Below are 25,808 nucleotides of genomic sequence, written 5' to 3'. Positions count from 1 at the left end.
CGGCCCGGCAGCCAGGGCTTGCTCGGTCAGGCGGCCTCGATGGCGAACGTCTTGACAGCCGTGCCCGCATGCTCGCGGTGCCAGGCGTTGTAGATGTCCTGAATCGCCTTCTTGGCCGTCGGCTGAGCCGACTTCGGCAGGCCATCGAGGACATTGGCGGTGTTGTGCACCCAGCACCTCTGTTCGTGCGTATCGGGGAAGACCTCCCGCAGTGCGGCCTTGGCCTGCTCCAGGCTACGGCAGCCACTCTCCGAAGAATCCTGCGCGCTTCAACGCCCTTGCGATGGCCGGGAAGTGACGGACCAGCAGCGCTTCCAGCTCCCGGGACAGAGCCGGGGCAAAGTGGAACAGGTGAAAAGGCCGCGCGAGCATGCCTGATCAACGTATCGGCGGTCCCGGGGGCCTCCCGGCAGTGCAACCACAGAAGCAGCCCAGTGCCGTCCTTGGGACGGACCGCATACGAGACATCCGGCATCGCCAGGTACGGGACTCGGCATGCGGGCAGCCGGGCGCATTGCCGACCTGCGCAGCAGCGGCCTTTCCCCTGCGCAGCGCATCCTGGCCGCAACTGCGCCACTGCGACGGTGAGATACGTACACGCTGCCCCCGCTGCGTGATCATCGCATTGACCGGCGTGAGCGGATCCGCGGCCATCGTCTTGGCCAGCAGTACGCCGGCCACCAGCGGGAGCAGGGCCGAGGCCAAGGCCCAGCCGGTGGTGGTGACGTGCTGCAAGCGGATCTTCCGCGGTGCCTCAGGAATCATGGTGCTCATTCGATCAGCAGCGACGCGGGCGCGAATCGAACGATGTACTCAGCTCGTTCGTCCTGACGTACTCATATTCGGCCGAGTCTGATCGCCGGCAAGGTCCTGAGTCACCTCGAGCACACCGAGCGGAAACCACTGGCTGGTCATGCTCATGGTTCGGGTTGCGGTACGTCGGCATGAAGGGCTGCCCCTGACGCCATTCGTTGCAGAGCGACGTGTGCAGGATGATCTCGGCCTCCCGATTGGCGGGAAGCGGCAGGTGCAGTGCCTTCGGAAGATCGAAGCGATGGAGGTCGAAGGCACTGTGCACTGATTCCCCGTAGGCGAGGGCGGCCTGGACAGCGCCCAGGCAGGCGGCCGCTGTTACCGCGGCGGGTGCCAGGGCCGGCAACAACCACCAGCCGGACTGGGCCGGCAGGCAGGCGCTGATCGGCATGGCGAGTGCGGCTGTGACAGACAGGCGCGCTGCGGCGTCGACGGCGCTGTGTTGCGGGCCCCCGTGCCCAGTGCGACGGTGTACGAGGGGGCGTTGCCGAGGTAACGGCCTGGCAAGAGACAGCCTTGCAGGCGACGGCATCACGCGTCGATACGCGGCTGAACCGCGCCCCACCATCCTTGGCGCCTGAACTCCGCGAATCGGCGCGCGTCCACGAACCGGGGAAGCGCACAGAAAGCGGGAATTCAATGGCGAACGGACCCATGGACAGGCGCGCCTTCGGCGAGCAGCCGGATCGGCCCAGTGGCCCCCTCGCGGGCCAGGGCGCGGAGTACACCGGCCGGTACGTGGTCCTGCTCGACCCGAGCAACCAGGAGAGCGGATTGAACGCACTGCGTTCAGCCGCCGACATCGCGCCTGTAGAGCGTGTCCGAGGAACCGAGGCCGCGAACGTCGCCGAACTCCTTGAGCGCCCCGACGTCTCGGTGCTCTTCGAAGAACTCGGCGCCGCCGTCGTCGAAGTGCGGCCCGACCAGCGCCACGCGCTGGTGACCATGGCCGAGGCTGAGCCCTCGATCATCGCGGCCGAGCCGGAGCGCATGGTCTACGCCTCGGTGATCACCGCCCCCCAGCAGGCACCGACTGAGTTCTTCCCGGCCTACCGCAGCGACGAGGAAGTGGTTGAACGCCACACCAAGGCCGAAATCGCCGCCGGCCAGGGCCCGGCCTGGGACGAGCAGAACTGGACCTGGGGCCTCCAGGCGATCCGGGCCAACATGTCCAGCCTGACCGGACGCGGTGTGAAGATCGCCGTACTCGACACCGGCGTGGACACCGACCACCCGGACCTGGTCGGGCGCATAGAGGAGACGGCCTCCTTCGTGCCCGGCGAGACCGTCGAGGACGGCCATGGCCACGGCACGCACTGCATCGGCACGGCTGCCGGTCCGGCCAATCCCCAGCAGGAGCCCCGCTACGGCGTGGCAAGCGAGGCCCGGGTACTCGCCGCGAAGGTGCTCAGCAACGCGGGCAGCGGTACCGACGGCCAGATCCTGGCGGGCATGGCCTGGGCCGTCGCCCGCGGCGCACTGGTGATCTCCATGTCGCTCGGCGCTCGGGTCCGGCCGGGTGAGCTCTTCCCCCAGACATATGAGCAGCTGGCCCAGCGTGCGCTCCAGCGCGGGACAGTGATCATCGCCGCCGCGGGCAACGAGAGCCGACGCCCCCAGTCCATCGAGCCTGTCGGCCGACCCGCCAACTGCCCCTCCATCCTCGCGGTGGGCTCGCTCGACAAGGCACTCACGTCGTCGTTCTTCTCCTGCGGCGGCATCAACGGCGCGGGCGGCGAAGTCAACATCGCCGCGCCCGGCAGGGACGTGCGCTCGGCCGCCCCTGGCGGCGGGTACCAGTCGATGTCGGGCACCAGCATGGCCACGCCGCACGTCGCGGGTGTCCTCGCGCTGCTCGCCCAGGCCAGCCCCAACGCTTCTGCGGCGGATCTCAAGGCCAGTCTGCTGTCCAGTGCATTCCCGCTGACGCAACCCGTCAGGGACGTCGGCTCGGGTCTGCTCCAGGCACCGTGAGCGAGTCGTCCCGGTCCGAGCCGGTCGGGGTCATCCTCGCGGTCGACCCCGACCGGTTCGCGGAAGTGGTCGAGGCCGCGCGACGGGCCGGGCTGACCGTCACGGGCGAGCAGCAGATCCTCGGCACGCTCTCCGGCACCATCGCGGAGGACCGGATCCCGGCCCTGGAGGCGGTCGCCGGCGTCGAATCCGTCGACAGGGACCGCACCATCCACCTCCCCCCGCCCGACTCCCCGATCCAGTGAGTCTGAGGAACGTCCCGGGCCTTGGTCTGCGGCGTCTTTCTCCCGGAATTCTCCCGGTTGCTCTCCATCAGGTGTGGCGGCGGCGCAGCACCACGAACGCCGCGGCGGTCAGCACCGCGGTTAGGGCGAGGACGACACCGGTCTCGACGAGCTGGAGCGGCCAGAAATGCGAGGAGGGGTGGAAGACGGCGTAGGCGCCGGTGATGCCTTCCTGCGACCGGCACTGTGCCAGAGCCTCGCCGTACTGGTCCCAGCACGGGGTCTCCGCGATGCGCTGCCCGGAGGTGCTCAGCACGCCGTTCTCCAGCTGCCAGACGCCGTTGGTCAGCTCGGAGGCGGAACCGGTGGTTGTCCGGTCTGTGGCCGGCCACAGTTCTCCGCGGTGCCGGTCGCCGAGGACGGCCAGGAAAGCGGTGACGAGGAAGGCGAGCCCGGCGGCGGGCAGGACGCGGCGGAGCAGCAGGCCCGCGAGCGCACCGATGGCAAGGCCGCAGAGCGTGTACGCGATGCCTACGGGCCCGAGCGCACGGAACACGTCGTCGTAGTACCACTCGTCGACCAGCGCTTCCGTGCCGGAGCTGCGCGCCCAGCGGTACAGCAGTGAGAGCAGCGCCATGCCCGAGGTGATCAGCACTGCGGGGAGCAGGAGTTTCGCGGCCAGCCAGCGGGTCGGCGTAACTGACTGGGTCCAGGCCAGGGCGACCGTGCCACGCTCCAGCTCGCGGCCTATCAGTACGGCGCCCGCGTACACGGACACGGCGAACGGCAGCCAGGCGATCAGCGTGGCCGCCGTACTCATGCTGCCGCCGTATTCGGCGGCGGCAGAGGTGGTGGTGGACTCCAGGCACGGCCGCAGGCCGCTGTCGGGCGATCCGCAGGAGAGGGACCGTACGGCCTCCGGCCCTGCGGCGTGCAGCCACACGAGGGCGGCGGTGCCTGCGGCTACGAAGGCGAGGGCGACCAGCAGCGCGCCACGGTGCAGCCGCAGCACCGCCCAGGGCAGGCCGTGGAGACCACGAGAGGCAGGGACCGCCGGGGCCGGGGAGGCCTCCGGGACTGCGGGGGTGGCGGGGGCGCTCATGCCGCTGCCACCTCCGCGCTCGGGGTGAGCAATGCCGGGGCGCCGGGACTGCGGAGATGGGCCATGAGCACTTCCTCCAGGGACGGCCGGTCCTTCTGCCAGACGTCACTGACCGCGCCGGACCCCCGTACCAGCGCGGTCAGCTGACGTCCCGTCGTCCGCGATTCGACGACGATGTGCGGGTCCAGGTCGGCGACCGGCCCCGTGATCAGGGTGTGTGCGGTGAGCAGGTCCTCGGTCTCGCCGGCGAGTCGGATACGGCCGCCGTCGACGAGGAGGACGTAGTCGCAGGTGGTCTCGAGCTCGGTGAGGACGTGCGAGGAGATCACGACGGTGGTGCCGTACTCGGCGGCCTCAGCCATCAGGGTGCCCATCAGGCGGTGGCGGGCGAGCGGGTCGAGGTCGGCCATCGGCTCGTCCAGCAGCATCAGTTCGGCACGCTTGCCGAGGGCAAGCGCGAGGGCGACGCGGGTGCGCTGGCCGCCGGAGAGGGACCGGACGCGGGTGTCATGGTCCAAGTCGCCCTCCGCGACAACGCGTTCGGCGATCGCGGCGTCCCAGCGGCCGGGGTTGAGCTCGTGCCCCAGGCGCAGGGTGGCGCCGATGGTCAGCTGCGGGTAGAGCGGCTTGTCCTGGGCGACGTACGCGAACTTCTCGCGTACGGATGCGGGGTTGGTGCCGAGGACGCGCAGGACGCCTTCGCTCGGGCGCTGCAGCCCGGCCGCGAGCGCGAGAAGGGTGGACTTACCGGCACCGTTGGGGCCGACCAGGGCGCAGACCCGTCCGATGGGCACCCGGAACGAGCATTCGCGCAGGGCGGGGCGGCGCCGCCTGCCGTATGTCCGGCCGAGGCCCCTTGCCTCGATGGCTGCGACTGTCATGCGTGGTCCCCCTTGTCCTGCTCTTCCATCTCTTCCATTACGGATGTGAAGAGCGCTGTGATGTCGTCCTTCTCCAGACCGGCGTCGCGGGCCCGGGTCACCCAGTCGGTGAGGTTGGCGCGCAGGGCCGCGTGGTCGGCCTGGGTGCCGCCGCCGAGCGTGCGGGTGACGAAGGTGCCGAGGCCGCGCCGTGCTTCGACGAGGCCGTCACGTTCCAGTTCTCGGTAGGCCTTGAGCACGGTGTTCGGGTTGATCGCGGTCGCTTCGACGACCTCGCGGGCCGTGGGCAGCCGGTCGCCCGGTTCCAACAGGCCCAGGCGCAGGGCCTGTTTGGTCTGCTGGACGATCTGGAGATAGGTGGCGACGCCGCTGCGCCGATCGATACGGAACTCGACCACGATGCTGCACCACCCTTTCACTAATTGAGTAGTGGAAGCGTGATGCAAGAGAGCGGCCGGTGTCAACCCCCACCGGCCCCTGCTTGCTCGTCGGTTGTGAGGTCTGTGTGGGGAGCCCGCTGCTTATGGGCGGCAGCGGGCTTGCGCCCAGATCGGTGGCGGGCTCAGGGAACGATGCCCACGCCGTCGTACCGGCTCCAGGATTTCTCCTGGGCTGCGGTCATGGCCGGCCAGCGCAGTCCGCCCGGCCGCGGGTTGACCCGCGAGGCGTAGGAATCGGGGAAGAAGCCCGGCTCGTAGAAGCAGCCGGTGCCGTACGTGCCGTCGAATGCTGTGCAGGATGCCGCGATCGACTTCGGCGTCGGCTGGCGGAGAACCGATCAACGCCTGCGTTGAGCGCCTCGTCGTTATGGGGCCGTGATGCTGATGAACGTGTTGCCCGCAGCCGACATCAATCACTGCGCGCGGGACGGAGGGAGCGGCCGTATGGATGTGCAGGTTCGTCACCGCGACGACATGGGCCGCGACCAACTGGTGTCGCCGCGCGCGCTGCGCCAACTGCCGGTGGAGGAATGGCCGGTGCTCCATGAGCAGCGTCGTACCGTGGGCGGAAGTCGAAGGTGGTGCACGAGCAGACCCCGCTCGTGTACACCCCAGCGAGATCGGGAACCCCAACCGGTCACCTGTTCATCGTCGATCACGGCACCGACAGTCAGGCCAGGAGGACTTCGATCTGATGCTCGGCGAAGAACTCGAGGATCTGCTCGAAGGAAGGGGCTACGTCGTATGTGAGCGGGTTCCGACCGAGGCAGGTGCGGGCGATGTGGTGGTCGTGCCAAACCAGGGTGAACGGCCGCTGGATTCCGTGGCCTCTCTCGAGGCAGTACTCGATTGTGCCGAAGCATGTGCCGAAGTACCCGCCCGGTCCGTTCATGGCCTCGCCGAGGGCCAGGCTGAAGCCCACTACGTCGGTGATGTACCTGCCGTCCAGGTGATACGTGGCGCCCGGTGGCGCGTCGGGCGTACGTCGGGCCGACAGATTGCTCTGCGCCGCCCTTGACCACGCGGCGCGGCCGGCCGTGCCGAGTCGGGCCCAGAGATTGGGTTCGGTCGGCGGTCCTGCCGACCAGAGCTCATGGGCTTCGCGAGCCGCTGCGGTCCGGAAGTCGTCGCACGAGACGTTCAGCGTGAGGTCCACCTGGCCGGTTCCGGGAGTGGAGTATGACCACGACTCGACGTGCAGGCATATCCAGTGTTCCTCGATGGCGCGGCCCGTGCGGTCGAGCGGGCACAGATAAACCCCGCCCAGGTCGAACTGGTTGTCACCTGATTCCAGTGCGACAAGCAGCCGCCCGCTCGGCTCGCACCCCAGCAGTCGCAGCGGTACCGGGTCGGGCTCAGGCCGCTTGTCGATCAGTGCCACCTGCCTGCACGATCCCCAGGACCGTTCGTCACTGCCGTAGAGGTGGAAGCCCTGGAACAGCGGGGGTACTTCGGGAATCTCCGGCTGCTCGTCCACCCCAGTCGCCACACCGTCCAGGCGTCCTTCGACAGTGATGTCGACCAGGGTCGGGTCGGCGAAGCTCGGGCGAACGCTCAGCACCCGCACGTCCGTGAGGCACCACACGTCCCAGGCGGGTTCGACGGGCGTCCCGTTCCGGTCCAGGGCGTGCACGGTCAGCAGTCCGAGCGGCGCAGACCCGTTCTCCTGCGCCTGAGCCGCCGCACTCGCCAGTTGTCCCTCAGGAGCGGAGTCTCGAAGTTCGTAGTGGTGGCGCGCGAGAGGCGGCGAGTCCACGTAGTACCCGTCAGCCTCCGCGCACAGGGCCAGCGTCTCCTCGGGGTCGTCCCCGATCTCGGTCTCGCCGGTTATCCGGAACTGCACGTGCGGGCTCACCTCGCTGCGAAGGGCGTGTCCGTCGGGACGATCTCTGCCGAACGGCATCAGTGAGACCGGAATCAGCTTGAAGCCGGCGATTCCCAGCGGGATTCCGGTGATCGTAATGCGAGGGCCGTCAGGGTGCGGGTGACTCCACCATTGTGCGGGCACATCAGCACGCGGCCGGCGCCCCGCACCGGCCTGCCGCCGGCCCCCGCTGGGTCAAAGGGGGCCGAAACGGCAGTCGCATCGTCATCTCAGGTTCCCCAGGCCGTAGTTGACCTACCCACCTTGCGGTCCACTCCCGCACAAACCGGCCGTCAACAACCACCGCCAGAGAGTTTCAGGCGTCGGGGTTACGTGCCTTGCGCCGGTGACCTGACATTGCGCCGGCTATGCCGTGCGCTCAGCGACGGGCTCATCGACGCCTTCGTCACCAGAACCCGCCTCGACTTCGCCCAAACCCCGGCGAGTGAAGCTCTCTAGCGGAATGCAGCCTACTGGGCGTCACCCAGGCCCTCCCAACGGCCCTCGCCGAAGCGTAAGTCGTCGGCGGATAGTGATTGGGATCTGAAGTGTTCGGGTCCTATCCAGACGTCCGCGACGGCAGTTTCGATGATGGGCGTCCGCTTGGGTCCCCATCCAAGGCTGCCGTTGGAGTCCGGTCTCTGACACTGGAGTGAGCCATCGCCCAGCCTGCGCCACCTCAGTCCGGCGGCGTCAGTGAACTCGATGATGGTGGCCGTATGGAGTGGCCTGTCTGTGAGGAGACTCGAGGGAACCCTTGCGTGTCGGATCACGCCCGGGCTCAGGTGGCCAGTAGCGGATTCTTCGAACGTGAGTTGCTCACCGTCATACTGAGCTGTAACTCCCCGGAGCGGCTGGCTGCTGCCATTCATCACTCGGAGCGTCCAACTCGTCGCACTCTGCACGAAGGGTGAGTGTTGGCGAATAAAGCCGACATGGATACGGGAAGCCTGCGTGAGGCTGTCGCGTTCATCGGCTGCGCGCTCCCTCTCCAGGAGTTGGCGCTCCCTCTCGGCGAGGCGGACTCCTTGGCGCCTCTGATGCCGATACTGGGCATAGGCGACCGCCGCTGCGCCAGCTCCAACTATGCACGCAAGGGCACCAATCATGATTTCCCACACATGGATGAGTGTGGCGACGCCGACGCGCCGGTGTCCAGAGAGCTTCGATCGCCGGGGTTTGGCGAAGTAGAGGCCGGTTCTGGTGAGGAAGGCGTCGATGAGCCCGTCGCTGAGCGCACGGGCGTAGCCGACGCAACGTCAGGTGTCATTGGCGCAATCGGGCACGTAACCCCGGCGATTGAAACTCTCTAGCCTCGGGCTTTCACGGTGTTGGGCGTCCCGGATGCTGATCGAATGCGTGGAGAGTACTCCTGACCTGGGAAGATGGGGCGTGTCGAAGGCTCCGTCCACCGTAGGAAGAAGTCACTCACCCGGTGAAGCGTGCTGCTCTGTATCCGCGTGTTCGTGTCCAGGCGGGGGCGTCGGCGGTGGTCTCGCAGGCCGACGGGGTGCTGCTGGTCGAGACAGTCCGCGAGACGGGGCACCCTGGCTGCTCAGGCGGGGACGGGTTCCAGGTCAGCATCGTCAAAGGGTGGATAGCTCTCGTTGCCCATTCGCTCGGCCGCATCAATGTAGTAGGCAAGAGCGTCGCGGGATTGAGCGAGCCTGTCCATCTGAGCGTCCAGTCGCTGCAGCCGTGACCGCATCGCGGCCAGCAACTCGGGACACCCGGGCAGTTCCGGGGCCTCTCCGACCGCACAGGGCAGCAGGTACGCGATGTCCTCGGAGGACAAACCGGCACCAAGCAGGTGCCGGATCTGCTTCACCCGCAGCACGGCGTTCTCGTCGAACTCGCGGTAACCGTTCGCGCCGCGGTCTACCTCCAGCAGGCCATGGGCCTCGTAGTAGCGCAACTGATGGGCGTTGACGCCCGTCCGACGACTCAGTTCCCCGATCCGCATCGAACCCCCGCTTGACCTTCACACCGGCATCAACGTTGACGATCCTGCCATGAACAACAAAACCGATACACCCGTGACAGTCATCGGACTCGGACTGATGGGCCAGGCACTCGCCGGCGCGTTCCTGAAAGCCGGGCACCCCACAACCGTGTGGAACCGTACGACCTCCAAGGCCGACCAGCTGGTGGCCGAGGGGCACGGCTGGCGCCAACGGTTGGCGACGCGCTCAAGGCAGGTTCCTTGACAATCATCTGCGTCACCAACTACCAGGCCATGCACGAGTTGCTCGGCGCGAGCAGTATCGAGCTGGACGGCACGATGTTGATCAACCTGACCTCGGGCAACTCGGCCCAAGCCCGGAAGCCGCCCATTGGGCCGAGCAGCGCGGCGCCCGTTACCTGGACGGCGCCATCATGGCCATCCCGTCGGCGATCGGGACCGCCGAAGCGGTGATTCTGCACAGCGGGCCGCAGTCAGACTTCGAGGCACACAAGTCAACACTCGATGCGCTCGGCACCGTCACCTACCTCGGTGCGGATCATGGGCTGGCGTCCCTGTACGACGTGGCCGGCCTAGCCATGATGTGGAGCGTCCTCAACGCCTGGCTTCAGGGAACTGCCCTGCTCAGGACGGCCGGTGTTGACGCCGCAACGTATGCGCCGTTTGCGCAGCAGATTGCTGCCGGTGTGGCCGAATGGCTGCCTGGGTATGCCGAGCAGATCGACAGCGACTCCTTCCCGGCCGAGGTGTCTGCCCTGGAGACCGACGCGCGGGCGATGGCACACTTGATCGAGGAGAGTGAGGCGCTGGGTGTCAACGCCGAACTGCCGAAGTTGATCAAGGCGATGGCCGACCGCTCGATCGCCGCCGGACACGGTGGGGAGCAGTATCCCGTGCTGATCGAAGAGTTCGGCAAACCCTGCATCGACCGACCGATCCCGACACCGGGCTCTACCTGCGGGCTTTCGCGCGGCGGGCTGTCCGGATCGTGATCACGAACGCGGGAAAGTGCCTCTGACCAGCGGGAATGATGATTGTCGAGGTCCTTGTTCGCGCGTGGTTCGGAGGCACTTTCCAGGTGAAGCAGCGTGTCGGGTCCTACCCCCGTGTCCGCGTTGAGGGCGTCGGCCGCGGCGTCGTAGGCCAGGGCGGCGCGGGGTTGCTCGTCGAGACTGCCGGCAAGACCGGTCTGTATCGCGCGATCTCTTCGGCGCTGGAGCCGTGGCGCAAGCCGCGGGCGGTGCACGACCCGGGCGAGCTCCTGCTGGATGTGGCGCGCCGTCGAGCCGGACGGCGAGATCCGCGACGGCGCCTGGGTGGCCGAGTTCGCCGGGGATGTGCTGCAGGGCTGGCCGACGGGCATACGTCTGATCGTCCGCAGGGAACGACCCCATTCCGGCGCCCAGTTGCGCTTGACCGTCGCCGACGGCATGCGGCTGACCTGCTAGGTGCGAGCCGTCTGCCGAGGTTGTCAGTGGCGGCCTGTTCAATGTGGCTCATGGAGATGGATACGCAAAGGCGTGGGTTGTTCTGGGATGTGCAGGCGGGGCGGGTCCCACCGCCACCTGCAGCGGTACTCCTCGGCTGGGAACTGGTCGGCGTGGATCCGGAGCAGGGAACAATCGAGGTGGCGTTCCAGGCTGGCGATCAGTTCGCGAACCCTGTCGGCGTGATCCAGGGCGGGTTCCTGGCCGCGATGCTCGATGACACCCTGGGTCCGGCGCTGGTCGCGACGTTGCCGGAAAACCAGTTCGCGCCGACGCTCGATCTCCATGTTCAGTTCCTCCGTCCCGCCCGCCCCGGACGGCTTCTGGGGCGCGGACGGATCGTGCAGCGCGGCAAGGACGTGTGCTTTCTCGCCGGTGAGCTCATCGGCCCCGACGACAGGCCGGTGGCTGCGGCGACCGCGACCGCACGAATCCAGACCATTCGTTAATGGTCATAGGCGATCAGCGCCCGCATGACCGGGGCGCGCCAGTCGTGTGGTTGTGCCTGATGGCGGCAGCCCTGGCGAGGATGCGCTGAGCGACCCGCACAGCAACGCCCGGCGCCAAGCTCGCCGTACTCGAGAACAACCCGAGGACCCTCGCCTTCTGGACCGCGCTCGGCTACCTGGTGATCGGTCACCGCGAAGACCGCCAACTCGGCCGCCCCTGCGCGGTGTTGTACAAGTCCCTGAAAACCGCCGGATAACGACAGCAGGTTCACCGAAGAGATGAACACGCCTTACAGAACGGCGAATACGGCGTTGTCCACGAACCGGCCTCCCATGGTGAACCCGACCACTGCGACGATCCCCAGGTAGCACACCCGGCAACGCCGAACCCACCGAAGCTCCACCACATCTCAAGCAACTTCAGTGTTTCCACAGGTCAGACGACTTAGGGCGCGTATCGAGTCGTGATCATCGGGTGGTCCTGGTGAGGTCTTTGATCCAGATCATCGAGGCGTGCAGGTGGAGACTGGCGAGGTAGCTGTCGGGAGTCTTGTCGTATCGGGTGTCTCACCGTCCCAGTTCCGGCCTCCTGGTACGTCACGCTCTGGGGCGGGTGAGGCACGTGGAGCCGACGTGAGCCGACCGGTGCACTGATGTCCGGGCGGGGACTCATGGGACATGGCCCGGCACCCGGCTCAGGTTCCGGGGAGGATACGGCGCGTTTCGTAGGCCCACATCGCGATCTCGACCCGGTTGCGGGCGCCGAGTTTGGCCATCAGGCTGGCCAGATGCGTCTTCACCGTGCTGAGGCTGATGTGCAGTGCATCGGCGATCTCGGTGTTGGTCAGCCCGCGAGCGACGGCGAGGAGCACCTGCTCCTCGCGGGCGGTGACGGGGGAGACCGGCTGGGCCACGGGCCGGCCGGCGGGCAGGTCCGCGAATGCCTGGAGCAGACGGACGGTGACGCTGGGCGCAATGAGCGCCTCACCGCCGGACGCCGACCGTACGGCCTGCGCCAGAAGGTCCGGTCCCGTGTCCTTGAGGAGGAATCCGCGGGCGCCGGCACGCAGTGAGCCGTAGACGTACTCGTCGAGGTCGAACGTGGTGATGACGACCACGGCCAGCGGGTCGGCGACGCCCGGGCCGGCGACCAGCCGGGTGGCCTCGAGCCCGTCGAGTACGGGCATGCGGATGTCGAACAGACAGACGTCGGGGCGCAGTTCGCGGGCCAGACGCACCGCCTCCCGCCCGTCGGCGGCCTCGCCGACCACCTCGATGCCGGGCTGGGCGTTCAGCATGATCCGCAACCCGGTGCGGATGATCGTCTGGTCGTCAGCGACGAGGACGCGAATGGACACCGCTCTCGCTCCTCGCTCTCGGCAGTTCGGCTTCGACATGCCAGCCCCGGTCAGTACCCGGGCCGGCTCGTAGTGTGCCGCCGAGCAGGGTCGCGCGCTCGCGCAGTCCGGTAAGTCCGTATCCGTCGCGACCCCGGCCGGTGCGCCGGCCGTTGTCGCGCACGCTCACCCGCACCATGTGCCGTTCCGCGGCGACCCGAACGACGACCTCGGTCGCGTCGACCGCATGGCGCAGCGCGTTGGTCACCGACTCCTGCACGATCCGGTAGACGGCCGCGTCCACGGCCGGGGGCAGCACGTCCAGCTCGCCGTCGAGCCCCAGGTCGACCCTGATGCGACCACCCGGGGTGCGCACCAGGCGCTCCAGATCCGCGACACCGGCAGGCGGCGCCAGCTCGGCGCCGACCCCGCGGTCGCGCAACGCGGCGACCATGGCGCGCATTTCCTCCAGCGTGCGCGCCCCTTCCTCCTCGACCCCCTCCAGCGCCTCGACGGCGGCGGACGGGTCGGTGCCCGCGAGCACCCGGCCCGCCTGAGCGATGATCACCATGGCCGACACGTGGTGGGCCACCGTGTCGTGCAGTTCCCGGGCGAGCTGCTCGCGCTCGCGGGAGCGCACCTGCTCCAACTGCCGCTCGCGAGCGGTCACCCGGAACCGCACGGCAGCCCCGACCACGCCGGGCAGCAGCAGGAAGACGAAGCCCACGACCTTTTCGACGACCGGGGTCTCGTCCGTGACGACACACAGCGCGCCGGCCGCGAGGATCACCGCGCCGCCCAGCACGATCTCCCGTCCCGATCCCCACCGGGGCAGCGCGTACACCAGCACGAGCACGACCGCGCCGGTGTACAGGCCGACGGGCTCGCGCGGTGCGGCGACGAGCGAGGCCACCGGAAGCAGGATCACCGAGCCGAACGCCAGCGTCACCATCGCCAGCGGGCGGGTCCGGCGCCACAGGGGCAGCAGGCACAGCCATACGGCGAACACCACCGCCACCGGCCGCCACACGACGTTCTCGCGCAGGGTGGCCTCCAGCGCCACACCGGCAAGGCCCGCGGCGAGCAGCGCCCAGTCCCGCCGCACCCGGGCGGGCGCGTCGGGCGGCCGGGGTTCGGTCCACAGGGTTCGCAGGTCGTCTCGGAGCACGGTTCTCAGCCTAGGGACCGCGGCGTGCCGCGCATCGGCCGAAAGGACGGGTCGTCACTCCGCCCCGGGGCCGACGGATCCGCGGCCCGCGGGCCGATGCCGCGGAGCGCCGTGGCGACGAGCCTCGGCATCGGCGGCCGTACAAGGACGGCCGACGAGGTGGTTGGAGGACCCGATGCTCTCGAAAGCCCTGTTGCGCCTGGGCGCAAGCGCCGCCCGCCATCCCTGGCGGGTGATCGCGGCATGGCTGATCGCCGCCACGCTCGCCGTCCTCGCCGCCGTCGCCTTCGGCGGGCGGACCGCGGACTCGATGACCGCTCCGGGACTGGACTCCCGACGGGCCGCGGAACTGATCGAGCGGGCAGGCACCGGCCAGGAGGGGATGACCGCCCAAGTGGTCGTCACCCCCCTCGACGACGGTGCGACGTTCTTCGACGACGACGGCGCGCGCACCGCTCTCACGCGGCTGCGGGCCGAGGTGAAGCGGCTGCCGCACGTGCTCGGCACGAGCGACCCGGCGGGGGCGCTCGACGCGGGCGGGGACACCGCCGTGCGCGGCGGCCTCGTTTCGGCCGACGGGCGGATCGCGGTCGTCCGGGTGCAGTACCCCGACCAGAGCCGGCTGTCGGCCGAAGACCTCGACGCCCTCGTCGATCTCGGCGACCGGCTGCGCCCCGAGCTGCCGCTGCGCATCGAGATGGGCGGGAACCTCTTCTACGTCTTCTCCGACCCCGACGGCGGCGCGAGCGAGCTGATCGGCCTCCTCGCCGCGGCCGCGATCCTGTTCCTGGCGTTCGGTTCGCTCGTCGCCGCCGCGCTGCCGATCGGCATGGCGGTCTTCGGGCTGACCGTCGGGGTCGCCACGATGACGGTACTGGCGGGGGTGACAGAGGTCCCCACCTTCGCACCGGTCCTGGGCAGCATGGTCGGGCTCGGAGTGGGCATCGACTACGCGCTGTTCGTGCTCGCCAGGCACCGGGAGTACCTCGCGTGCGGGCTCGATCCGCAGGCGGCGGCCGGACGAGCGGTGGCAACGGCGGGGCGGCCGGTGGTCTTCGCCGGCGGCACCGTCGTCGTGTCGATCCTCGGCCTGGCGGTCGCGAACGTGCCGTTCATGACGGTGGGCGGGGTTGCCGTCTCGATCGTCGTCCTGACGATGGTGCTCGCGTCGGTGACGCTGCTGCCGGCCTTCCTCGGCGCGGCGGGCCCGCGGCTGGGCCGGGCCGGCCGGATCGGCCGGGCACTTCGGGCCGGGCGGTCGGGCCGCCTCGGCCGACGGCGGGACACGGCGGCGGGCGCCGTCCCCGCCGTCGGGTGGCGGCGCTGGCTCGGGCACGTCGGCCGGCACCCGGTGCCGTACGCGGTCGGCGCGGCGGCGCTGCTGCTGACGGCGACGCTGCCCGTGCTCGGCCTGCGCGTCGGCCTGCCCGACGACGGCTCACTGCCGCAGAGCCGTACCGAGCGCCGTGCCTACGACCTCGTCGCCGAGGGGTTCGGCCCGGGCACCAACGGTCCCCTCGTCATCGCCGCGGACCCCGCCGGTGATCCGGGAGTGGTGGACCGTCTCGTCGCGACGGTCGCGGCGGATCCGGGCATCGCGTCCGTCGCGCCGGCGCGCATCGATCGGGCCACCGGCGTCGCGACCCTCGTGGTGTTCCCGACCACCAGCCCTCAGGACAAGGCCACGGCCGACACCATCGCCCGGCTGCGCACCGACGTGCTGCCCACGGCGATCGGGCACGGCCCGGCCAGGGCCCACGTCGGCGGCGCCGCCGCGAGCCTGTCCGATGTGGGCCAACGCACCAGCCAACGCCTGCCGGTGTTCGTCGCCGCCGTGCTGGCGATGTCGTTCCTGCTGCTGATGCTGGTCTTCCGCTCGATACTCGTACCGCTGAAGGCGGTACTGCTGAACCTGCTGAGCATCGGCGCGGCCTACGGCATCATGGTCGCGGTCTTCCAGTGGGGCTGGGGAGGCGCACTCATCGGGCTGGAAGCGACGGTTCCGATCGTGTCGTTCATCCCGATGTTCCTCTTCGCCATCCTGTTCGGCCTGTCGATGGACTACGAGGTGTTCCTCCTCTCCCGCGTACGCGAGGAGTACCTGCGCACCGGCGACAACGGCACGGCGATCGTTGAGGGCGTCTCGGGCACCGCCCGGATCATCACCTCGGCCGCCCTCATCATGGTGGCGGTCTTCCTGTCCTTCGCCGTCGCCGAGGACCCCTCCACCAAAATGTTCGGGCTCGGCCTGGCCACCGCGATCTTCATCGACGCCACGGTCGTACGCATGGTGCTGGTACCGGCGACCATGACACTCCTCGGCCGGACCAACTGGTGGCTGCCGAAGTGGCTAGACCGGATGCTTCCCCGCGGCCCGGTCGGCACCGACGACACCGACGCGGAATCCACGGGTGAGGCCCCGCGTCCACGGCTGGTTGACCGTTGACTCAACTCCTGCCCGCCCTTGGCGTCCGGCACCTCAGCGCGTCACCCAGGGGCATATCGAGTCGTGATCATCGGGTGGTCCTGGTGAGGTCCTTGATCCAGATCATCGAGGCGCGCAGGTGGAGACCGGCGAGGTAGCTGTCGGGAGTCTTGTCGTATCGGGTGGCGATGCCTCGCCATGCTTTGAGCTTGTTGATCAGGCGTTCGACGGTGTTCCGCTCCTTGTAGAGATCGGCGTCGTGGCTGACGGGTCGGCCACCTCTGGAGCCCTTCTTCTTCCGGTTGGCGGCCTGGTCCTTCTTCTCCGGGATGACCGCCTTGATACGGCGTTTGCGCAGGTGGACACGGTTTCCGCGGGACGAGTACGCCTTGTCCCCGGCGACCGCGTCCGGCCGGATGCGGGGTCGGCCGACGAGCCCGCGTACCCGTACCTTCTTCAGGACGGGGATGAACTGCGGGCTGTCCGCTGCCTGGCCTGTGGTCAGGATGAACGCCAGCGGGCGGCACTTGCGGTCGGCGGCGAGGTGGACCTTGCTGGTCTGCCTGCCTCTGGAACGTCCGAGGAGGGCGGCCTTCAGCCGGAGTTTCCGCCGACGCCGGATGCGTCGTCGTTCTTCCAGCGCGGGATCACTTTCGGTCTCTTGCCCGTTTTGCTCTTCGAGGCCGCCCCCTTTGACCTGGCCTTCTCCTCCTCGGCCGCGGCTTTCTCCAGGGCGGTGACGACGTCCTCGTCGAGGTGCATCCCGGCCGCGTCGTGGTGGGCTCGGGCGGTGGTGGAGTCGATGCTGACCAGGGACAGGGCCACCTCACCCCGCTTCGCGGCTTCCGTGATCAGGCCCTCCAGCAGGGCCTCGAAGACGCCGGCGTCACGCCACTGCCGGAAGCGGTTGTGGACGGTCGACCAGGCGCCGAACTCCGTCGGCATCTCCCGCCACTGCCCGCCCGTCTTGAACCGCCAGATCACGCCCTCGAACTGCTGCCGCAGTCGCTCGGGGTACGGGCCGTACTCGCCGATCGGCAGGTACGGCTCGATGAACTCCCAATCCGGATCGGTCAGTTGCACTCGCGTCACGTAAGACCGTCTATCGGACCGGACCGTACCACGAAGGCACATCCCGCAAATTGATCACGACTCGATACGCGCCCTAGTACATCTTGGGAGTCAGCAAAGAGTCAGCATCGGGGCCTGAGGGTTCCCGCGCGACCTCTGTCCATGGCTCGCGATCATTCACGACCAAGATCCACTCTCGACTCGCTAACGAGAAGCCGAGGAAAGTGTCAGGCCCGTGTTCGTAGCGCCAACTCGTTCGACTCCTGCCTCTCAGTCGAAAATCCACGGCCGGGAGCGTCCGGGGTACCCTGCCCCCGCGCCCGAGCGAGCGTGCCCGGCACTTGCGTTCGGGGCAAACGGCGGAGAGACTCCGACTTTCTCGGCAATCGAACCGGGCCTTCGGGAAAGCAGAATACGCCGGTGGAGTTCGGGCGCACGTTATGCCGTTATCAGTGCTTCGAGCGCCGTGGCACCGACCGATCGGTAGCTGCCCGTCAGGCCCTAAGGTAAGGACAGTCCTTACAGAGCGAAACCGTAGTCGGTTTTGTTCAGGCGGTCGGCGGTCGGCAGGTACACCGGGCCTTCATCTCGCCGTGAAAAGGCGCCAGTTGTGTTCGAGCGGGTCTCGGCTGCGAGCCGGGCCGCTCACCGGTGCGTCCGGCATTCCGGGTCCTGACCCGGCCCAGTCCCTGGCAGTGGTGTGGTGCTTCGCCATGCCGTCCAGCGTGCGGAGGTGTGACATGAGCGGTCGAGCTATGGCAACTCGAGCAAGTGCGGGAGCGAGTGCGCGGGATGTCGTGGTTACCGGCATGGGGTTTTGCCTGCCGGGTGAGGGCCGGCCCGTTTTCACCGCGGAGGAAGTCTGGGACATCGCCTCACACGGACGTTCATGTCTCTTACGTGACGGCGTCTATCACGGCCCGGTGCACCTTTCCGACGCCATGTTCGAGGAACGTCTGCCCGAATTCCCGGGGGTTTTCTCCGCTCACTTCACCGCCGCGCATCGGTTCGGCCTGGTCTCACTGGCAGAGGCGTGCGTGGATGCCGAGTTGAACCCGTACGCGGGAGACCTGACAGCCGCGGCAATTCTGGCCGGGCGGGGCGGGGTGGATGCCCAAGTGGGCAGCTACCAGGCGGTCCTCCGGGCCGACCCTGAAACGATCAGCGCCCTGGAGGCGATGGATCTCTTCATCAGCACCGAACTGGCCGTTTCTCCATCCGATGTCGCCCTGGTGCAGGGAGCGGTGACCCGCTCCACCGGTCCTTGCTACACGGTGTCCTGCGGTTGTGCGTCGTCCGCCGTCCAGCTCGGAAATGCCCGCCACATGATTGCCGATGGCGTGGTGGACATTGCGGTGGTGACAGGCGTCGACGTTTTCAACGTCGGTCTGGTCCGGAACGCACAGCGCCTGTTACGCGTGGCTCAGCAAGCGAACGCGTCCATCCAGTCCGCCGGCAAACCCGCGCTCCTTCCGTCGTTCGACCGCCTTATGCGGCCGTACGACCGGCGTGCGGACTGCGTGAACTACGGCGAGGGTTCAGTGACATTGGTCCTGGAAAGCCGGGACCACGCACATCGGCGTGGCGCTCACGCGTACGGCCAGATTCTCGCACAGGCCACGACCCGCGACGGGCTCGCCAACCCACTGGCGAGCGACGAGAGTGGAATGGGGCTCGTTGCCGCCGTCCGTGCATGCCTCGGGGACCGATGGTCCATCGAGCAGGTGCCCTATATTCACGGCGGCAGCGACGGTGACGCCGTCGTCACCGCCTTTGAAGTCAATGCGGTCAGGCACCTGTACGGCTCGGCCGCGGCCGGGCTGCTCATGACGTCCCAGGAAGGCTGTTTCGGCCACAACGGAGCCCCGGCGGGATGCCTCGGAGTGGCGCTGACCCTCCTCATGATGGAACGGGGCGAGGTATGTCCTACGGCGAATTGTGAGCAGCCGGCCGACGGTCTCGTATTCGATCCGGTCCCTGGTGTGCGCACCCGTTCCCTCGACTTCCATCATGCGCTGAATTTCACCTACCAGATCGGCGGTGTGAAGAGCGCAGTCCTGCTGGGAAGCCTGAACGCCGCTCAGCAGCGCTGAGAAACCCGACCTGTGCACGGCCATTCCACAGTGTGTTTCGATCCGGACCCGTCTGACGGACGGGAGGGGGAGGTTTCCCATGGTCCAGCGTGATCACCCTGCGAGCGCAGAGCACGAGCGCATCGCCGTTGTCGGACTGGGGTGCCGGCTCCCCGGCGATGTCGATTCGCCGGCCGCACTGTGGCGACTGCTGGCCGACGGACGGGATGCGGTGGGGAACCCTCCTGCCGGTCGTACCGGGTCCGGGGCATCAGGCGCTCATCACGGCAGCGTCGGGTCCGGGAACGGGAATCCGATGGCGCGACAGGGCGGCTACCTGCGGGACGTGTCCGGCTTCGACGCGGACTTCTTCGGCGTCTCCGGTCGCGAGGCGGACGTGCTCGACCCCCAGCACCGACTGCTTCTGGAGGTGGCCTGGGAGGCACTGGAACACGCGGGCCTGCCGCCCGACCGGCTGACCGGGAGTTCCACAGGGATGTACCTGGGCATCAGCTACAACGACTTCTACGAGGGTCTCGCCGGGCAGCCGCTGGAGCTGGAGGGCTCGCTCCTGACGAACGGTCACTGCGTCGCCGCGGGACGGATCTCCTATCTCCTGGGGCTGCACGGTCCCTGTGTCGCGCTGGACACGGCTTGCTCCTCATCGCTCGTGGCACTCCACCTGGCATGCCGGGCGCTGGGGTCCGGTGAGTGCGACCTCGCCCTGGCCGGCGGCGTCACGCTCATCCTCGGATCCAGGACGATGAGGTCTTTCGCGCGGATGGGAATGCTGTCGCCGACGGGACGCTGCCATACGTTCGACGCCGCCGCGGACGGCTTCGTGCGCGGTGAGGGGTGCGGTGTCGTCGTACTCAAACGCCTGGCCGACGCCCTGCGGGACGGTGACCGTGTGCTCGCCGTGATACGCGGCTCGGCCGTGAACCAGGACGGTCGGTCCGACGGGCTGGCCGCCCCCTCGGCGGCCGCCCAGCAAGCCCTGTTCCGGGAAGCACTGGAACGTGCTGGGACCGACCACAAGGACGTGGGGATGATCGAGACGCACGGTACGGGCACGCCGATCGGGGATCCGATCGAGTTCTCGAGCCTGGCACAGGTCTACGGCGTGGGCCGGGACCGGTGCGCGCTGGGATCGGTCAAGACGAACCTCGGACATCTCGAACCCGCCTCCGGAATCACCGGCCTGATCAAGGCCGTGCTGTGCCTGCAGCGCGGACTCGTCCCGCCCAATCTGCACTTCACGGAGTGGAACCCGGCCATCGCGGCCGAAGGAACCCGCTTCTTCGTGCCCACCCGGCTGACCGAGTGGCCCACCCGCTCGAGCCCCCGGCTCGCGGCGGTCTCGTCCTTCGGATATTCCGGCACCAATGCCCACGTCGTACTCGAGCAGGCACCGGCCGCCGCCTCCAGCCATCGGCCTGTCACATGCCCGCAGGGCACGACGCCCGAGGTCTTTCTCGTACCCGCGGGGTCCGCCAGGGTGCTCCCGTTGGCGGCCGAACGGCTCGCCGACTGGCTCGAGGGAGACGGATCGAGCGTGCCGCTGCGCGACGTCGCCCACACGCTCGCTCTGAGGCGCTCGGCGGGCCGCGGCCGCCTCGGTGCGGTGGCCGCCTCCCGCCATGACCTCGTCCGCGCCCTGAGGTCCTTCGCGGCCGGACAGGCTCACCCGGGCCTGGTGTCCGGCGCAGTGGCTGCCGGAGTCTCCCGGCGCCCGGTGTGGGTGTTCTCCGGGCAGGGCTCGCAATGGGCCGGCATGGGACGCACTCTGCTGGAGTACGAACCGGCCTTCGCCGCGGCCCTGACCGAAGCCGACGCGCTGATCGGAGCCGAGGCCGGGTTCTCCGTACTCGACATGGTGTCCAGGGGAGATCCGGTGACCGAATGCTCACGGGTGCAGCCCCTGCTGTTCGCCGTACAGATCGCGCTCGCGGCCCTTTGGCGGGCGCATGGCGTCGAACCGGCCGCCGTCGTGGGCCACTCCATGGGTGAGGTCGCGGCCGCGGTCGTGGCCGGAGCGCTGACGCTCGCCGACGGCGTCCGGGTCATCTGCCGCCGGTCCTCGCTGCTGACCCGGATCGCGGGGGCCGGCGCCATGGCGACCGTGAGCCTGGACCGGGCGGCGGTGGAAGCTGAACTCGACACCGCCTGCGCGACCGGAGCTGTCTCGGTCGCAGTCCTCGCCGCCCCCGGCTCAACGGTCATCGCCGGTGAGACCCGAGAGGTGGAACGGCTGGTTTCCTCCTGGGAGTCGCGGGCCGTCCCCGCGCATCTGATCGCCGTGGACGTCGCCTCACACTCTCCCCAAGTGGATCCGCTGCTCTCCGATCTCCGCACGGCCCTGGCGGACTTGGCACCTGAGCAGCCCCGAGTGCCGTTCTACTCGACAGTTCTGAATGACCCACGCCGGATCCCCGACTTCGACGCCGCCTACTGGTGCGCGAACCTGCGCCACCCCGTCCGGTTCGCGTCCGCGATCGCCGCAGCTGCCGCGGACCGGCACCACGTCTACGTCGAAGTCTCTCCCCACCCGGTCGTCACCCGCTCCGTCACGGACAGCCTGCCCCGTCTCGTCGAGAACGCGGTGGTTCTGCCCACACTGCGCCGCGAGGAGGAGGAACTGACCACGTTCCGCACCCAGTTGGCGGCTCTGCACTGCGCGGGCGTCGATGTCGACTGGTCCAAGCTCTACCTGGACGCGGCGCTCTCCGACGTACCGTTCCTCACGTTCGACCGGCAACCTCACTGGGTGGATGTCGCCCCGTTCGCGGACGCTCCCGCGGGAACTGGCGGCGGCCTGCCCGGCACACACGCCGAGGTCCCTGGTGAACAGATCCGTCACTACTGGCGGGCAGACGCGGGCACCGTGGCGGTGCCATGGCTGGCCGACCACCGGGTGCACGCGGATCCGGTGTTCCCCGGTGCCGGCTATTGCGCCGTCGCCCTGACGGCTGCCTGTGAGGTGTTCGGTGCCCCTGAGCAGGAAATCGAGGTCACCGACGTCCGGTTTCTGGAGTTGCTGCAGCTGTCCGCACACACCGAGATGGTCACCAGCGTGACCGTGACCGCGCCGGACCGCGCCGAGTGCGAGATCTTCGGCCGAGGTGCCGACGGAGGCTGGGTACGACAGGCGACCGCCGAGCTGCACCACGTCGGCGTACCGCCGATGGCGCCGACGGCGAAGCTGACGGCGAAGCTGACGGCGCTGCCGGCACAGCACCCGGTCGCCCTCGACCCGGCCTCGCTCTACGCGGGCATGCGCGCCCGCGGCATCGAACACGGCCCGGCCTTCACCGGCATCACGAACCTGCGGGTCTCACGCGACGGCGAGAGTGTATGGGCCCGCGTCGAGTTACCGGCGGCGGCCACACCGGCGCCGGACGATCTGCGTATCCACCCGGTCCTTGTCGATTGCTGCGCGCAAGCGCTGGTTGCGGGGCGAATCCGGGAGCACGGCCAGAGCCTGGTCCTTCCGGTCGAGGTCAAGGCAGTACGCATCCTCGGCGACCCCACGACAGCCGTGTACTGTCACGCCCGCATCGTGGAGGAGAAGACCGACGGCGTCACCGGACACGTCCGTCTGCTGGACGAGGCGGGCAAGCCCGTGCTCAGTATTGACAGCCTGCAGCTGGTACGCCATGGCGCGCCCGGTGCAGCCGGTGTCGACGGCTGGTTCCTCGAGACTCGCTGGCAACGTGCTGCGCGCCCGGAGACGAAAGGAACGACCCCGCAGGGAAGCTGGCTCGTCATCGGTGAGGCGGACGGTTCCGCCCAGGCGCTTGCCGTCATTCTGCACATGGCAGGGGCGACCACCGACGTGCTCGACACCCCCGTGGGCGACCACCCGCTCGGGCTGCTCAAAGACGCACTCGTCGACCGCTGGGCCGACCACCCCGGACCCCCGGACGCCGTGGTGCTGCTCTGCGCGCCACCCACCGACGGCGGGGATCCGGCAGCGCACGCACTACGACGCACCCGACGGCTGCTCGACACCGCGCAAGCCGCCGTATCCGGCTGCCCCGAACCTCCTCGTCTGTTCGTGGTCACCCGTGGCGCCCAGACCGTCGACCCCGCGGAGCCGGCCGACCCCGGCCAGAGCGCACTGCGCGGAGTGGTACGCGTCCTCGCCTACGAGCACCCCGAAGTGCGTGCCACCCATCTGGACGCCGACCCGGCCGACGCGGCACTGCACGAGGTGGCGGCCGAACTGCTGAACGCCGGTCCCGAGGACGAAGTCGCCCTGCGCGGCGGCACCCGCCACATCGCCCGGCTGGACTACGCCCCGCTGACGGAGACCGAGCGCCACACGGCCACCGCACGCACCGTGCGCTATGGCACGGACCGCTTCCGGCTCCGAGTCGGCCGCTTCGGCGACCTCGGGTCCCTCCAACTCGCCGTCACCGACAGGCCCGCCCCGGGGCCGGGGGAAGCCGAACTCCGCGTCCGCGCCGCAGCGGTGAACTTCCGGGACGTGCTCACAGCCATGGGCCTCCTCTCCGCAGACGAGGACGCGAGGTACCGCATCGGCTTCGAGTGCGCGGGGACGGTCACGGCGGTGGGGCCGGACGTCACGGCCGTCCGCGTGGGTGACCCGGTGCTGGCCGTCGACCTGCGGGGCGGGGCGTTCGGGTCGTTCGTCACCGTGCCGGTCCATGCCGTCGCGCCCGTACCGGCCGGAATCGACGCAACCGCAGCGGCAGGGCTCCCCGCCGCGTACGTCACCGCGTGGTACGCCTTGCGCCACGTGGCGCGACTCACCGCCGGTGAACGTGTTCTGATCCACTCCGCGACCGGCGGGACCGGGCTTGCCGCCATCGGCGTCGCCCGGATGCTGGGGGCCGAGGTACTGGCCACAGCCGGCAACCCGGAGAAGCGCGCCTATCTGCGCGGTATGGGAATCGAGCACGTCATGGATTCCCGGTCCTTGCACTTCACCGAGCAGACCCGCGCCGCCACCGGGGGCGAGGGCGTCGATGTCGTCCTCAACTCCTTGTCCGGCGCGGCGATTCGCTCCGGGCTCGAAACTCTGCGCCCCTTCGGCCGTTTCGTCGAACTCGGGGTGCGCGACATCCTCTCCGACACATCCGTCGGGCTGTCGCCGTTCCGGCACAACATCACCCTCAGCACGGTCGACCTCATCGAGGTCCAGCACAAGCGACCGGAGCTCTTCAGCGCCATGCTCCGCGAGGTGCTCAGCGAGATCACCTCGGGACGTCTGAAGCCGCTGCCCCACCGAAGCTTCCCACTGGCCGAGGCCACCGAGGCATTCCGCTTCATGGCTGGCGCCAGCCACATCGGCAAACTGATCCTGACCGTCCCCGACCGGGGCGACACGACCGCCGTGATCCCCCAAGAACCCTCCGCCGTACACCCGGACAGCGCCTACATCGTCACCGGCGGACTGCGGGGTGTCGGCCTCGCGACAGCCCGCTGGCTCGCCGAACAGGGCGCCGGTCACATCGTCCTCAATGGCCGCTCGCCCGGCTCGGAGTCCACCGAACGGACCCTGGAGGAGCTGCGCGCCCATGGGACCCGGATCACCGTCGCGCTCGGCGACATCGCCGAGCCGGGCACCGCCGAACGCCTCGTGACCGCCGCCACCGCGAACGGCCTGCCCCTGCGCGGCCTCATACACGCGGCCATGGTCCTCGACGACGCCGCGGTCACCAACATTTCCGACGACCAGCTCCTACGAGTGTGGCAGCCCAAGGCAACCGGCGCGTGGCAGCTGCACCAAGCCACCGCCACTCACGCCCCCGACTGGTTCGTCGTGTTCTCGTCCATGGCCTCCCTGCTGGGCAATCCCGGCCAAGGTGCCTACGCCGCCGCCAACTCCTGGCTCGATGGATTCGCCACCTGGCGGACGGGCCGCGGCATGCCGACACTCTCCGTGAACTGGGGCGCATGGGGTGAGACAGGGGCCGCCGTCGACTTCGCCGAACGCGGGTACCACACCATCCCCACGAAAAAGGGACTCCAGGCGCTGAACGCGCTCCTCGTACACCAGCGCACACGCACCGCCGTGATCCCCGGGAAACCGGACACCTGGATCCTCCCGGCGGTTCGGCATTCGTCCCTGTTCAGCCTCCTCGCAGAGGAACCGTCCGGAAACACCGAGCAGGACGACAGCATCGATATTCGCACCGAGCTGAGCTCCATACCGGCGGGTCTTGCCCGACGCACCGCCCTCGAGGCCTACGTCGCCGACCACATCCGCGCGGTGCTCCGGCTGGGAAACACCGCCCTCGACCCGCAGTCTCCGCTGAAGTCACTGGGGTTCGACTCGCTGTTGTCCCTGGAACTGCGAACCCGTCTGGAAACCGGTCTCGGCATCAAAATCGCCGCCAACTTCGTCTATCAGCACCCGACGCTGGCGGCACTCGCCACAGGTCTCGCCGACCACATGGGCCTCACCCTCCAGGACCCTGCGGGTTCATAAGCCCGCAGGCGAGCCGCGCTGACGGCTCGTCCGCCCGGCTCGCCCTTCAACGCTGATCCACTCCGTCTCATCCCAGGCTGC

General features: G+C 68.9%; 15 protein-coding genes and 6 pseudogenes. 10 read left to right on the top strand and 11 right to left on the bottom strand.

Annotated features, from left to right (window positions below; all coding sequences use genetic code 11):
* Window positions 1-44: 44 nt before the first annotated feature.
* Together ACH492_RS27780 and ACH492_RS27775 are read right to left on the bottom strand one after the other, a co-directional pair.
* Window positions 45-218: pseudogene (locus ACH492_RS27780) on the bottom strand (transposase); the annotation flags it as partial.
* A gap of 160 nt (window positions 219-378) precedes the next feature.
* On the bottom strand, window positions 379-765 hold the full coding sequence (locus tag ACH492_RS27775; protein ID WP_398990400.1) for a hypothetical protein: 387 nt from the start codon (window positions 763-765) through the stop codon (window positions 379-381).
* A gap of 702 nt (window positions 766-1,467) precedes the next feature.
* On the opposite strand from ACH492_RS27775, the gene ACH492_RS27770 reads away from it, so the two are divergent.
* A complete protein-coding gene (locus tag ACH492_RS27770) occupies window positions 1,468-2,787 on the top strand; it encodes a S8 family peptidase (RefSeq protein WP_398990399.1) in 1,320 nt (439 codons plus the stop codon).
* Complete coding sequence (locus ACH492_RS27765) at window positions 2,784-3,032, top strand: hypothetical protein (RefSeq protein ID WP_398990398.1); 249 nt, start codon at window positions 2,784-2,786, stop codon at window positions 3,030-3,032. The genes ACH492_RS27770 and ACH492_RS27765 overlap by 4 nt, the downstream gene beginning before the upstream one ends.
* 67 nt (window positions 3,033-3,099) lie before the next feature.
* Here ACH492_RS27765 and ACH492_RS27760 read toward each other — a convergent pair whose 3' ends face one another.
* The 5 genes and pseudogenes from ACH492_RS27760 to ACH492_RS27740 form a co-directional block, all read right to left on the bottom strand.
* Window positions 3,100-4,113: a hypothetical protein gene (locus ACH492_RS27760; protein WP_398990397.1), complete on the bottom strand. Its 1,014-nt coding sequence runs from the start codon at window positions 4,111-4,113 to the stop codon at window positions 3,100-3,102.
* Window positions 4,110-4,994 carry an ABC transporter ATP-binding protein gene (locus ACH492_RS27755; protein ID WP_398990396.1) on the bottom strand — a complete coding sequence of 295 codons (885 nt, stop codon included), beginning with the start codon at window positions 4,992-4,994 and terminating at the stop codon, window positions 4,110-4,112. The genes ACH492_RS27760 and ACH492_RS27755 overlap by 4 nt, the downstream gene beginning before the upstream one ends.
* Window positions 4,991-5,392: a GntR family transcriptional regulator gene (locus ACH492_RS27750; protein WP_398990395.1), complete on the bottom strand. Its 402-nt coding sequence runs from the start codon at window positions 5,390-5,392 to the stop codon at window positions 4,991-4,993. Before ACH492_RS27750 ends, ACH492_RS27755 begins: the two co-directional genes overlap by 4 nt.
* 164 nt (window positions 5,393-5,556) lie before the next feature.
* Window positions 5,557-5,763: pseudogene (locus ACH492_RS27745) on the bottom strand (hypothetical protein); the annotation flags it as partial.
* Window positions 5,764-6,104: 341 nt separating this feature from the next.
* Window positions 6,105-7,337, bottom strand: a complete 1,233-nt coding sequence (locus ACH492_RS27740; RefSeq protein WP_398990516.1) for a hypothetical protein — start codon at window positions 7,335-7,337, stop codon at window positions 6,105-6,107.
* 896 nt (window positions 7,338-8,233) lie between these two features.
* Here ACH492_RS27740 and ACH492_RS27735 point away from each other — a divergent pair.
* A complete protein-coding gene (locus ACH492_RS27735) occupies window positions 8,234-8,611 on the top strand; it encodes a hypothetical protein (RefSeq protein WP_398990394.1) in 378 nt (125 codons plus the stop codon).
* Window positions 8,612-8,853: 242 nt separating this feature from the next.
* On the opposite strand, the gene ACH492_RS27730 is transcribed toward ACH492_RS27735, so the two are convergent.
* Window positions 8,854-9,261, bottom strand: coding sequence for a MerR family transcriptional regulator (locus ACH492_RS27730; RefSeq protein ID WP_398990393.1), 408 nt, complete (start codon window positions 9,259-9,261; stop codon window positions 8,854-8,856).
* Window positions 9,262-9,310: 49 nt separating this feature from the next.
* On the opposite strand from ACH492_RS27730, the pseudogene ACH492_RS27725 reads away from it, so the two are divergent.
* From ACH492_RS27725 to ACH492_RS27710, 4 genes and pseudogenes are all read left to right on the top strand, one after another.
* Window positions 9,311-10,253 (top strand): annotated as a pseudogene (locus ACH492_RS27725) (NAD(P)-dependent oxidoreductase).
* 86 nt (window positions 10,254-10,339) lie between these two features.
* Window positions 10,340-10,537, top strand: a pseudogene (locus ACH492_RS27720) (IS1380 family transposase); the annotation flags it as partial.
* Window position 10,538: 1 nt separating this feature from the next.
* Window positions 10,539-10,703, top strand: a pseudogene (locus ACH492_RS27715) (IS1380 family transposase); the annotation flags it as partial.
* Between the two features lie 56 nt (window positions 10,704-10,759).
* Window positions 10,760-11,197 (top strand): PaaI family thioesterase, encoded by a 438-nt coding sequence (locus ACH492_RS27710; protein ID WP_398990506.1) that lies wholly within the window; start codon window positions 10,760-10,762, stop codon window positions 11,195-11,197.
* A gap of 695 nt (window positions 11,198-11,892) precedes the next feature.
* On the opposite strand, the gene ACH492_RS27705 is transcribed toward ACH492_RS27710, so the two are convergent.
* Window positions 11,893-12,555 (bottom strand): response regulator, encoded by a 663-nt coding sequence (locus tag ACH492_RS27705; protein WP_398990392.1) that lies wholly within the window; start codon window positions 12,553-12,555, stop codon window positions 11,893-11,895.
* Window positions 12,530-13,702: a sensor histidine kinase gene (locus ACH492_RS27700; RefSeq protein ID WP_398990391.1), complete on the bottom strand. Its 1,173-nt coding sequence runs from the start codon at window positions 13,700-13,702 to the stop codon at window positions 12,530-12,532. The genes ACH492_RS27705 and ACH492_RS27700 overlap by 26 nt, the downstream gene beginning before the upstream one ends.
* Window positions 13,703-13,877: 175 nt before the next feature.
* Here ACH492_RS27700 and ACH492_RS27695 point away from each other — a divergent pair, with 175 nt between their 5' ends.
* Window positions 13,878-16,148: an MMPL family transporter gene (locus ACH492_RS27695; protein ID WP_398990390.1), complete on the top strand. Its 2,271-nt coding sequence runs from the start codon at window positions 13,878-13,880 to the stop codon at window positions 16,146-16,148.
* Window positions 16,149-16,215: 67 nt separating this feature from the next.
* Here ACH492_RS27695 and ACH492_RS27690 read toward each other — a convergent pair.
* Window positions 16,216-17,219, bottom strand: a pseudogene (locus tag ACH492_RS27690) (IS5 family transposase).
* A gap of 719 nt (window positions 17,220-17,938) precedes the next feature.
* Between ACH492_RS27690 and ACH492_RS27685 the strand changes: the two are divergent.
* A complete protein-coding gene (locus ACH492_RS27685; RefSeq protein WP_398990389.1) occupies window positions 17,939-19,291 on the top strand; it encodes a beta-ketoacyl synthase N-terminal-like domain-containing protein in 1,353 nt (450 codons plus the stop codon).
* Between the two features lie 79 nt (window positions 19,292-19,370).
* Entirely contained in the window at window positions 19,371-25,727 is a 6,357-nt protein-coding gene (locus ACH492_RS27680; RefSeq protein ID WP_398990387.1) for an SDR family NAD(P)-dependent oxidoreductase, read from the top strand.
* Window positions 25,728-25,808: the final 81 nt, after the last annotated feature.

It is taken from the genome of Streptomyces sp. NPDC019443, assembly GCF_044389785.1.
In the GTDB taxonomy this organism is placed as follows: Bacteria; Actinomycetota; Actinomycetes; order Streptomycetales; family Streptomycetaceae; genus Streptomyces.
The sequence above is the reverse complement of the archived record's forward strand: the minus strand, read 5'-3'. Positions and strand labels throughout refer to the sequence as shown.